We start from the raw sequence: 10927 nt of genomic DNA on the forward strand, positions 1-10927 counted from the left end.
AGGCTCGGGCAGCAGCGAGGGGCGGGCGGCCAGGCCGAGCCGCCGCGCCTGTCCACCCGCACCGACCTGCACGACGTCGTCCTCGGCGTCCTCGCGGGCGCCCTGCGCGGCTGGATGCTCGCGCGCGGCCTCCCGGTCGGCCCCTCGACCGTGGTGCGCACTCTCGTGCCGGTGAGCGTGCGGTCCGCCGACGGGGACGCCGGCGGGGGGGCCCGGGAGCCGGGGGAGGCGCCCACGGGCGCCGTCCTGCCCGCCACGAGCGTCGTCGGCCACCTCGTCGACCTCCCGGTGGGCGAGCCCGACCCCGTCGTCCGGCTGCAGCAGCTGTCCTTCGCGATGCGCGACGGGGCCGGCGGCCGCCGCGTCGGCGCGCGCCAGCTCGCCGGCCTCGCGGGCTTCGCGCCGCCCACGCTGCACTCCCTCGGCGTGCGCGTCGCCGGCTCGCTGAGCCACCGCGTCTTCAACCTCGTCGTGACGAACGCCCCGGGCCCCCAGCACCCGCTCTACGTCGGCCCGGTGCGCCTGCGGGCCGCGTACCCCGTCATCCCGCTCGCGGCGGGGCAGGGGCTGGCCGTCGGCGTCACGAGCTACGACGGCGTCGTCTCCTACGGCCTCAACGCCGACCGGGACGGCGTCCCCGACCTCGACGTCCTCGCCGCGTGCGTCACCGACGCGCTCGCCGAGCTCGTCGACGCCACCGCCGCGCCCAGCCGTTGAGCCGCTGAGCCGCTGAGCCGCTCCGCCCCTCGCCCCCGCCGCGGCGCCGACGCGCCCGCCCGGGCGGCAGGATGGACCCGTGCGCGTCTACGTCCCCGCGACCCTCCCGCTGCTCGCCGCCTGGCTCGAGGCCGGCGAGGTGCCGCCCGGCCGGGCCCGCGCCGCCACGCCCGCGCTGCGGGAGTGGTACGTCGAGGGCGACGACGAGGAGCTCGAGTTCTCGGCCCTGCTCGACGCGGCCACCGACTCCCTCGCGCTCCTCGCGGAGGACGCCGCGGCGCCGCGCCGCCGCCTCGTGCTCGCCGCCGACGTCCCCGACGGCGACGCGCGGGCCCTCGGCGGGCCCGGTGACGACGAGCCGCCCTCGGCCGTCGCGCTGGGCGCCCCCGTGCCGCTGCGCGCCGTGGTCAGCGCCCACTGCGACGAGGCCGCCGCGGAGGAGGCCGTGCGGGCGGCCGCGGAGGCGCTGCCGGCCGCCCGTGCGGGCGACGAGGACGCCGCCTTCGTCGTCGACGGCGCCGAGGACGGCGACCTGCTCTGGTACGACGCCGCCGAGCTGCGCGACCTCGTCGCCGGGGGCTGAGGCGTCGCGGGACCGGTCCTGCGGGCCGGACGCGCTCAGCGGGACGCGCTCAGCCGGCGCGCTCGGCCAGCCAGCGGCGGCCCACGGCCTCCTCGCTGCGGATGGCCGCGCGCACGGCCGGCTCGGCGGCCTTCTCCAGCGCGCCGCCGACCAGGGGCACCGAGGCCTTGAGGTCGCCCGCCATCCGCTCGGTGCACGCGCCGTCGCCGTCGGCCTCCAGGCGCAGGTCGGCGCGCAGGACGACGGGCGCCCCGACGACCTCGATCGTCATCGTCCCCGTCCGACCGCCGTCGGCCGACGGCGCCGTCCAGCTGTCCGTCTGGTGCAGCTCGAGGCTGTCGCCGACGAAGCGGCGGGCGACCTGCGGCACGTCGTCGGTCGGCATCACCCGGGTGCTGCGGACGACGAAGGCGCCCTCGGGAGAGCCCTCGACCCGCGCCGAGTGGGACAGGGGGTGCGTCGCCTCGTCGCGGGCGTCGACGAAGCCCGGGTCGGCGAGCATCCGTCCCACCTCGGCGGCGCTGGCGGGGTAGCGGACGTCGGCGGAGAGGCGCATGCCGGGACGGTACCGGCGGGGCCCGCACGGGGGCCACGGGTGGCGACCGGGCGCGCCGGGCGCCCGTCGGTAGGGTCGCGGGCATGCTGCGCGGCGGGGTTGACGGGCGGGTCGAGGAGCTCCTCTCGGACGTGGCGGCGCAGGCCGCGGGCTCCTCGGGCGGCCCCTCGGGCGGGGCCGGGCCGGACGACGCGGGGGGCGACCTGCGCGAGCTGCTCCTGGCGTACTGGGGCCGCGCGCCGCTGGCCGACCTCGCGGAGCGCTCGCCGGAGGAGCTCGTGGGCGCCGCCCGCAGCCACGCCGAGCTCGCCGCGGGTCGTGAGCCCGGCACCACTCGCGTGCGCGCGCTGCCGGCCGGGTCGCAGTGGCGCGGCCTGCACGCCGTCGTCGAGGTCGTCACCGACGACGTGGCCCACCTCGTCGACTCGGTGCTCGCCGAGCTCGAGCGCCAGGGCCTCGGGGTCCGCGCCGTCGTGCACCCGGTGCTGCGTCCGGGCGAGGGGGCCGACCCGGTCTCGTGGATCCACGTCGAGGTGGACCCGGTCGACGAGGAGCGCCTCGACGACGCCGTCCGCGGGGTCCGCGGGGTCGTGGCCGACGTCCGGGCCGCTGCCGCCGACACGGGCGAGGTGCTCGGGCTGCTGCGGGCCGCTGCCGACGCCATGCCCGCCGGGGCCGCGGCGCAGGAGGCCGCGCGCTACCTGCGCTGGGTCGCGGACGGCAACCTCGTCGTCCTCGGCGCGCGCGTCCTGCGCCCGGGCGCGGAGCCCCGGGGCCTCGGCCTCCTGCGCCCCGACCGGGCCGACGCCCCCGGTGCGGCGGGCGGGCGGGCCGTCGACGCCCTGCCCCCGGCTCTCGCCGCGCCGCTGCGCGACGACGAGGAGCTGCGTCTGGCCCTCGGCGACGTCCGCTCGCGCGTGGCCCGGCGCGACCACGTGGACCACGTCGTGGCGGCCCTCCACGACGAGGCGGGCGAGCGGGCGGGGGAGCTGCGCGTCGTCGGGCTGTACGCGCCCGGGTCCTCCACGCAGTCGTTGCTCACGGTGCCGCTGCTCGACCGCCGCGCCGCCGAGGTGCTCCGCCTCGCCGACGTCCCCGCCGACAGCCACACGGGGCGGGACCTGCTCGCCGTCCTCGACACGTTCCCGCGCGAGGAGCTGCGCCTCGCGGGCGTCGAGGAGCTCGCGAGCACCGCGCTCGCCGTCCTCGGCCTGCAGAACCGCCGGGCGCCGAGCGCCTTCCTGCGGGCCGACCCGTGGGGCCGGTACGTCTCCGTGCTCGTCTACATGCCGCGCGACCGCTACACGACGGCCGTGCGCCTGCGGGTCTCCGAGCTGCTGCGCCGCGCCTTCCGCGCCGAGGAGGTCGAGTACTACGTCTGGGTCGCCAGCTCGGTCCTCTCCCGCATCCACTTCGTCGTCCGCGCCCCCGAGGGCGAGGGCGGCCTCGCCGACGTCGACGAGGCGCGCCTGGTCGACGACCTCGCCCGCGTCGTGCGCACGTGGGAGGACGACCTGGCCGTGGCGCTGGCCGCCGAGGTCGGCCAGGAGGCCGCCGGGGGACGGCTGCGCCGCTGGGGCGCGGCCTTCCCGGAGGCCTACAAGGAGGACTTCACCGCGGCCGACGCCGTCGCCGACCTCGCCCGGCTCGAGCGCGTCGAGGCGGGGGAGGCCGACACCGTCCTGCACCTGCGCACGCCCCCGGACGCGGGGCCGGACGAGCACCGCCTGTCGCTCCTGCGCCGCTCGCCCCTGCCGCTGACGAGCGTGCTGCCCGTGCTCGCCAACCTCGGCGTCGAGGTCCTCGACGAGCGGCCCTACCGCCTCGAGCCGCGCGCGCCCGGCGGCGCCGGGCTGCGCGACGGCGAGGGCGGGACGGGCGACGAGGGCACCCCCGCCGTCGCCGGCCCCCTGCACGAGGCCCACCTGCTCGACTTCGGCCTGCGGTACACCGCCGGGGAGTGGGCGCGCGAGGCCCCGCCCGGGCGCCCCGGCGAGCTCCTCGAGGACGCCTTCTGGCAGGCGTGGCGGGGCAGCACGGAGTCCGACGGGCTGGACCGCCTCGTCCTCGCCGCCGGCCTGACGTGGCGCCAGGTCTCCGTGCTGCGCGCCTACGTCAAGTACCTGCGCCAGGCGGGGCTGCCCTTCAGCCAGACCTACGTCGAGCGCACGCTGCTCGCGCACACCGGCATCGTCCGCGGGCTGCTCGAGCTCTTCGCCGCGCGCTTCGACCCCGACCTGCCCGCCGGGGCGGGTGGCGTCTCGGCAGGGGGGCCGTCGGCCGAGGACCTCGAGGAGACCGGCGTGGACCCGGCCGCGCTCGCCGACGACGTCACGCCCGCCCGCGCCGTCGCGGCCGCCCGGGTCGCCGCGCGCGTGCGCGCCGCGCTCGGCGAGGTGGACGGCCTCGACGCCGACCGCACACTGCGCGCCGTGCTCTCGCTCGTCCTCGCGACGACGCGGACCAACGCCTTCCAGCGCGACCCCGAGGTCGACGGCCCCGAGGTCGCCGGGCACGGGGCTGACGGACACCCGGGGGCGGACGACCCGGAGCGCCCCGGCGCCCGGGACGGCCGGGCGGCGCTCGCCTTCAAGCTCGACCCGCGGCTCGTGCCCGAGCTGCCCCAGCCGCGCCCGGTGCACGAGATCTGGGTCTGCTCCCCGCGCGTCGAGGGGGTGCACCTGCGTTTCGGCGACGTCGCCCGCGGCGGCCTGCGCTGGAGCGACCGCCGCGAGGACTTCCGCACCGAGGTGCTCGGCCTCGTGCGCGCGCAGGTGGTGAAGAACGCCGTCATCGTGCCGACGGGCGCCAAGGGCGGGTTCGTCGCCAAGCGGCTGCTCGCCTCGTCGACGACGGGGGCGCCGGCGCCCGAGGTGGGGCGCGACGAGCGGGCCGCCGAGGGCCGGGCCTGCTACGCAGCCTTCGTCCACGGGATGCTCGACGTCACCGACGACCTGGCGCCGGCCGAGGGGGGCCGTCGCGCCGTCCGCCCGCCCGAGCGGGTCGTGCGCCACGACGCCGACGACCCCTACCTCGTCGTGGCCGCCGACAAGGGCACGGCCACCTTCTCCGACCTCGCCAACGCCGTCGCGGCCGAGCACGGCTTCTGGCTCGGCGACGCCTTCGCCTCCGGCGGGTCGGTCGGCTACGACCACAAGGCCATGGGCATCACGGCGCGCGGGGCGTGGGTCAGCGTCCGGCGCCACTTCCGCGAGCTCGGCCACGACGTGCAGGCCGAGCCCTTCACCTGCGTCGGCGTCGGCGACATGAGCGGCGACGTCTTCGGCAACGGGATGCTCCTGTCGACGCGGACCCGCCTCGTGGCGGCCTTCGACCACCGGCACGTCTTCCTCGACCCCGACCCGGACCCGGAGCGGTCGTGGGCCGAGCGCGCGCGGCTCTTCCGGCTGCCGCGCTCGTCCTGGGACGACTACGACCGCTCGCTGCTGTCCGAGGGCGGCGCCGTCGTGCCGCGCACGGCCAAGTCCGTCCCGATCACCCCGCAGGTGCGGGCGGTGCTCGGGCTGCCGGCGTCGACGACGGCGATGACGCCGCCCGAGCTCATCCGCGCCGTGCTCCAGGCGCCCGTCGACCTGCTCTGGAACGGCGGCATCGGCACCTACGTCAAGGCGTCGACCGAGACCCACGCCGACGCGGGGGACAAGGCCAACGACGCCATCCGCGTCAACGGCGCCGACCTGCGGTGCGCCGTCGTCGGCGAGGGCGGCAACCTCGGCCTCACCCAGCGCGGCCGCGTCGAGGCGGCCCTGCACGGGGTGGCGCTCAACACCGACGCGATCGACAACTCCGCCGGGGTCGACTGCTCCGACCACGAGGTGAACATCAAGGTCCTCCTCGACCAGGTCGTGGCCGCCGGGGACCTCGACCGCGCCGAGCGCGACGCGCTGCTCATGGCGATGACCGAGGACGTCGGGCGCCTGGTACTCACCGACAACGACGAGCAGAACACCCTGCTCGGCGACGTGCGGGTTCTCGCGCCGAGCCTGCTGCCCGTGCACCACCGCTTCGTGCAGCGCCTCGAGCGCGACGGGCACCTCGACCGGGCGCTGGAGGCGCTGCCCGACGACGCGGGCTTCGCCGCCCGCGCCGACGACGGCCTGGGCCTCACCACCCCGGAGTCCAGCGTCCTGCTGGCGCTCGCCAAGACCACCCTGTCCGCCGAGGTCCTGGCGTCCGACGTCCCCGACGAGCCGTGGGCCCAGCAGATGCTGCGGGACTACTTCCCGTCGGCGCTCGTGGAGCGCTTCGGCGAGCGGCTCGAGGAGCACCCGCTGCGGCGCCAGGTGGTGACGACCTGCCTCGTCAACGACCTCGTCAATCGCGGCGGCATCACCTTCGCCTTCCGCTCGACCGAGGAGACGGGGGCGTCCTCGGCCTCGGTCGTGCGCGCCTACGCCGTCGCCCGCGCCGTCTTCGACGCTCCCGGCGTCTACGCCGCGATCCGCGCCCAGGACGGCCGCGTGCCCACCGCCGCGCAGACCCGGGCGACGCAGGAGCTGCGCCGCCTGCTCGACCGGGCCGTGCGCTGGTACGTCCACAACCGCTCGGGCGTGCTCGACGTCGCCGCCGAGGTCGCGGCCGCGGAGCCCGTCGTCGCCCGCTACCGCGGGCGCGTGGGGGAGCTGCTGCGCGGCCGCGAGCGCTCCCGCTTCGACCGGCAGGCGGCCTCCCTCGTCGCGGACGGCTTCCCCGAGCCGCTGGCGGCCCACGTCGCGGGGCTGCTCGACGAGTACGACCTCCTCGACGTCGCCCGGACGGCGTCGGCCACCGGCGCCCCGGTCGACGACGTCGCGGCGCTGCACTTCGCCCTCTCCGAGCGCTACGGCGTCGACGACCTGCTCGGGCAGATCGCCTCGCTGCCGCGCGAGGACCGCTGGCAGACCCTCGCCCGCGGGGCCCTGCGCGACGACCTCTACGCGGCCCTGGACACCCTCGTCCACGCCGTCCTCGCCCACGACGCCGCCCAGGGTCCTCCCGCGGCAGCTGCCGGCACCTCGGTCGAGCGCGCCGACGCCCGCGTCGAGGCGTGGGAGGCGGCGCACCCGGGGCCGCTGGAGCGGGCGCGCCGGGTGCTCGACGAGGTGCGGCGCCTGGAGCGCGGGGACATCGCGCCCCTGTCGGTCGCGCTGCGGCTGCTGCGGGGGGCGGTGCGCTCCAGCTCGCTGTAGCGACCGGCGGGCGCCACCCGCCCGGCCGTCACCCGGCCGGGCGCCGGGCGCGCGCCGTAGGGTCGGCGCGTGCCCACGATGAGCGACCTGCTGCGCGACGCCACGGACCTCGAGCCCGTGGACGCCGAGTGGCTGCGGCTGCTCGTCGGCGACTGGCAGATGGTCTCCGACCTCGCCTTCGCCGACCTCGTCCTGTGGGTGCCCGCCTCCGGCGGCGAGGACTGGGTCGCCGTCGCGCACTGCCGCCCCTCCACCGGCCCGACGGCCTACTACGACGACCAGGTGGGCCGCCGGGTGCCGCGGGGGCGGCGCCCGCTCGTCGACGAGGCGTGGGCCACGCGGCAGGTCGTCAGCGAGGGCGAGCCCGAGCACGACGAGGACTCGGCCGTCCGGACGACCACGGCGCCGGTCCAGCGAGCGGGCCGGCGCGTCGCCGTCCTGTCCCGCCACACGACGGCCGTGTCGCTGCGGATGCCGAGCCGGCTCGAGCTCACGTACATGGCCTGCGCCGACGTGCTCATGGGCATGGTCGCCGAGGGCCGCTTCCCCAACCAGGACACCCCCAGCACGCACCGCCGCGGCTCCCCGCGCGTGGGCGACGGCCTCGTGCGCGTGGACGCCGACGGCGTCGTCCTCTACGCGAGCCCCAACGCGCAGGCGGTCTTCCACCGGCTGGGGCTCATCGGCCAGCTCGCCGGGCGGCTGCTGCCCGAGGTGACGAGCGAGCTCATCGACACGAGCGGCCCGGTGGACGAGTCGCTGCCCATCGTGCTGCTGGGGAAGGCGCCGTGGCGGGCGGACGTCGAGACGCGCGGCGCCGCGCTGTCGCTGCGCGCGGTGCCGCTCGTCGAGGACGGCGTGCGCGTCGGCGGGCTCGTCCTGTGCCGCGACGTCACCGAGCTGCGGGGCCGCGAGCTCGAGCTCATCTCCAAGGACGCCACCATCCGGGAGATCCACCACCGGGTGAAGAACAACCTCCAGACGGTCGCGGCGCTGCTGCGCCTGCAGTCGCGGCGCATCGAGTCCCCGGACGCGAAGGCGGCCCTGGCGGAGGCGATGCGGCGCGTGTCCACCATCGCCCTCGTCCACGACACGCTCTCCCAGACCCACGACGCGTCCGTCGACTTCGACGCGCTCGTCGACACCGGGCTCCTCCTCGCCGCCGAGGTGGCGACCCCCGGCGCGCGCGCCAAGGCGCGCCGCACGGGCTCCTTCGGGCTCGTGGACCCCAACGACGCGACGCCGCTGGCGCTCGTCATCACCGAGCTGGTCACCAACGCCGTCGAGCACGGGCTGGCCGACCGCGACGGGACGGTCGAGGTCCGCGCCGAGCGCGACGGCGCCCGCCTCGACCTGGCGGTGTGCGACGACGGGGTGGGCCTGCCCGCCGACTTCCGCGTCGGCGCCAGGGCGCCCGGGGGCGGCGGGCTGGGCAGCCGCATCGTCCAGACGCTCGTGCGGGGCGAGCTGCGCGGCGACATCCGGTGGGAGAACCGCGACGACGGCCCGGGCACGGCCGTGCGCGTGCGGTGCCGGCTCGGCGAGGTGGCGGCGCGCTGAGCCCGCTGCTCCGTCGGCGAGGTGCGTCGCGGCGGAGCGTGCCCGGACGCGGCGAGGCCCCCGGTCCCGTGCGGGACCGGGGGCCTCGGAGCCCCGGCGGCGGGCCGGGGGCGGTGCGAGCCGCGGAGGGCGTCAGCCGGCGCGGCGGGCGCGGGCGGCGCGGCGCTTGAGCGCGCGGCGCTCGTCCTCCGACATTCCGCCCCAGACGCCGGCGTCCTGGCCGTTCTCGATGGCCCACTGCAGGCAGGTGTCCACGACGGGGCAGCGCTTGCAGATCGCCTTGGCCTCCTCGATCTGCAGCAGGGCCGGGCCCGTGTTCCCGATGGGGAAGAAGAGCTCGGGGTCCTCGTCGAGGCAGGCGGACTTGTCGCGCCAGTCCATGGGTGGTCCTCCAGGTCGGTCGTGCGGCGGTGGTCGTGTGCGGCGGGACGGGCTCGGACCTCCCGCGCTTGTGAAGGTCTTCACGAGCGTGTCCCACGAAAAGGGGCGCCGCCGAAGCGGTGCCCCTCGTCCTGGGACGAGGATCACAGAGGGGGAGCCGTTCCTCAAGGGTTCACACGCTGGGAACTTCCTGCGTGTCGGTCCGTCTCCCGCTCCGGGCCGCCCGGGGTCGGGGCGGCCGGTGGCCCTCCCGACGGCGGGCCGCACCGGGGTCCTCCGGCGTCCGCTCATGGTGTATGCGGGGTGCAACGGCCGCCACCGGAGGCGTGTTCCCGGGTGCGAGGGGATCGCCGAGGGTCCCGGGGCGCCGCGGACCGGCTGGCTACCGTGGGGGCGTGGTCGGTCCCAGCGCGAACGAGCAGCGGCCCGGCGGGCCGGAGGACCGGGGAGCCTCCCGTGACCCCGACGAGCCGGTCGGGGCCGCCGCCCCGGCCGTCCGCCTCGTGGTCGTCGGGCTCGGGGTCGAGGCGCTGCTCCTCGTGGCGGTCGCCCTCATCTACGTCGTCGGCACGGGGGAGGGGCTCGCCGCGTCAGCCGGCCTCGCCGTCGGCACGGCGGTCCTCGCCGTCGCCCTGGCGGCCCTCCTCGGCGGCTGCGCGGTCGGCATGGCGCGGGGCCGCCCGCGCGGCCGGGCGCCGGCGCTCGTCTGGCAGCTCCTCCAGCTGCTCGTCGCCGTGCAGGTGGTCCTCGCCGAGACGAGCGGCTCGAGCACCTGGTGGGCGGCGCTCGGGGTGGCGGCCCTGGCGGCGGTCGTCGGCCTGGCCCTCGCGAGCGGCGCCGTGACGCGGGCGCTGCCGGCCGTGCGCTCGGAGGATGACGGCACCCTGCTCTGAGGCCGCCCTGCCCTGGTGCCGGGGCAGGCCCCCGGAGCGCCCGGCCGCGCGGGGAGCCGCCGAGGCGGTGGGGGACGCGGTCGGCCGCGCCTAGTCGGCGAGGCGGTCGCGCAGCTGGGCCAGCGTGCGCGCCAGGAGGCGGGAGACGTGCATCTGCGAGATGCCGACCTCCGCCGCGATCTGGCTCTGCGACATGCCGCGGACGAACCGCAGCGCGAGGATGCGCCGCTCGCGGGCGGGCAGCGCCTCCAGCAGGGGGCGCAGGACGGCGCGGTCCTCGACCTCCGCGAGCCCGGCGTCCTCGGCCGCCCACTGCGAGGGGGCGTCGTCGTCGAGGGGGACGGTGGCGTAGGCGCCCGCCGACTCCAGCGCGGCCAGCACGACCTCCTCGTCGAGGCCGCAGGCGCGGGCCACCTCGGCGACCGTGGGGGCGCGCCCGAGGGACTGCACGAGGGCGGCGCGCGCGTCCGCCACCGCACGACCGTGCTCCTGCAGCCGCCGCGGGACGCGCACGGCCCAGCCGCGGTCGCGGAAGTGCCGGCGGATCTCGCCGAGGACGTGGGGCACGGCGAAGGCGCCGAGAGGGACGCCGCGCCCTGGGTCGAAGCGGTCGACGGCGGTGAGCAGGCCGATGGTCCCGACCTGCACGAGGTCGTCGTAGGGCTCGCCGCGCCCGGTGTAGCGGCGGGCCAGCGCCTCGACGAGGGGCAGGTGCTCCGCGACGACGCGGTCGCGGGCGAGCGCCCGCGCCGGGTCCCCGGCGTCCAGGCGCACCAGCGCGTCCACCGCCGCCTGCTGGGGGGTGGTCGACGCAGGGGCCGCCTCGAGGGGCGCCCCGTCGACGAGAGCCCCGTCGACGAGAGCCCCGTCGACGAGAGCCCCGTCGACGAGAGCCCCGTCGACGAGAGCCCCGTCGACGGGAGCCAGGTCGTCCGGGGCCACGTCGACGGGAGCGGCCTGGACGGGAGCAGCTTCGATGGGGGGAGGCGGGGCGGGCGCGGGCACGCGGGCCGGGGCGGCGCTGGGCCGGGGGCTCCGCGGCGCGGGG

Annotated in this window: 8 protein-coding genes; 5 read left to right on the forward strand and 3 right to left on the reverse strand. The window is 78.0% G+C overall.

Annotation, left to right across the window (positions count from 1 at the left end):
- Both HLB09_RS08160 and HLB09_RS08165 read left to right on the forward strand, forming a co-directional pair.
- The coding region (locus HLB09_RS08160; protein ID WP_171202897.1) for a WS/DGAT domain-containing protein at positions 1–717 on the forward strand (717 nt) is incomplete at its 5' end.
- A 79-nt stretch (positions 718–796) separates the two neighbouring features.
- Positions 797–1300, forward strand: a complete 504-nt coding sequence (locus HLB09_RS08165) for a DUF6912 family protein (protein ID WP_171202898.1) — start codon at positions 797–799, stop codon at positions 1298–1300.
- Positions 1301–1349: 49 nt separating this feature from the next.
- Here the strand turns inward: HLB09_RS08165 and HLB09_RS08170 are convergent, their stop codons facing one another.
- Positions 1350–1856 carry a DUF2505 domain-containing protein gene (locus HLB09_RS08170; protein WP_171202899.1) on the reverse strand — a complete coding sequence of 169 codons (507 nt, stop codon included), beginning with the start codon at positions 1854–1856 and terminating at the stop codon, positions 1350–1352.
- An 83-nt stretch (positions 1857–1939) separates the two neighbouring features.
- Between HLB09_RS08170 and HLB09_RS08175 the strand changes: the two genes are divergently transcribed.
- Together HLB09_RS08175 and HLB09_RS08180 are read left to right on the forward strand one after the other, a co-directional pair.
- A complete protein-coding gene (locus HLB09_RS08175; RefSeq protein WP_171202900.1) occupies positions 1940–7045 on the forward strand; it encodes an NAD-glutamate dehydrogenase in 5106 nt (1701 codons plus the stop codon).
- Positions 7046–7123: 78 nt separating this feature from the next.
- On the forward strand, positions 7124–8605 hold the full coding sequence (locus tag HLB09_RS08180) for a sensor histidine kinase (RefSeq protein WP_171202904.1): 1482 nt from the start codon (positions 7124–7126) through the stop codon (positions 8603–8605).
- Positions 8606–8737: 132 nt separating this feature from the next.
- Here HLB09_RS08180 and HLB09_RS08185 read toward each other — a convergent pair whose 3' ends face one another.
- Complete coding sequence (locus HLB09_RS08185; RefSeq protein WP_171202901.1) at positions 8738–8986, reverse strand: WhiB family transcriptional regulator; 249 nt, start codon at positions 8984–8986, stop codon at positions 8738–8740.
- 395 nt (positions 8987–9381) lie between these two features.
- On the opposite strand from HLB09_RS08185, the gene HLB09_RS08190 reads away from it, so the two are divergent.
- Entirely contained in the window at positions 9382–9879 is a 498-nt protein-coding gene (locus HLB09_RS08190) for a hypothetical protein (RefSeq protein WP_171202902.1), read from the forward strand.
- 90 nt (positions 9880–9969) lie between these two features.
- Here HLB09_RS08190 and HLB09_RS08195 read toward each other — a convergent pair.
- The coding region (locus HLB09_RS08195) for a SigB/SigF/SigG family RNA polymerase sigma factor (protein WP_212770761.1) at positions 9970–10927 on the reverse strand (958 nt) is incomplete at its 5' end.

The sequence above is a fragment of the Pseudokineococcus marinus genome (assembly GCF_013004605.1).
Lineage (GTDB): Bacteria > Actinomycetota > Actinomycetes > Actinomycetales > Quadrisphaeraceae > Pseudokineococcus > Pseudokineococcus marinus.

Bases quoted from the DNA above. Each gene is read 5' to 3' on its own strand.
- HLB09_RS08175 (WP_171202900.1), top strand. From the start codon at position 1,940: ATGCTGCGCGGCGGGGTTGACGGGCGGGTCGAGGAGCTCCTCTCGGAC.
- HLB09_RS08170 (WP_171202899.1), bottom strand. From the start codon at position 1,856: ATGCGCCTCTCCGCCGACGTCCGCTACCCCGCCAGCGCCGCCGAGGTG.
- HLB09_RS08185 (WP_171202901.1), bottom strand. From the start codon at position 8,986: ATGGACTGGCGCGACAAGTCCGCCTGCCTCGACGAGGACCCCGAGCTC.
- HLB09_RS08180 (WP_171202904.1), top strand. From the start codon at position 7,124: ATGAGCGACCTGCTGCGCGACGCCACGGACCTCGAGCCCGTGGACGCC.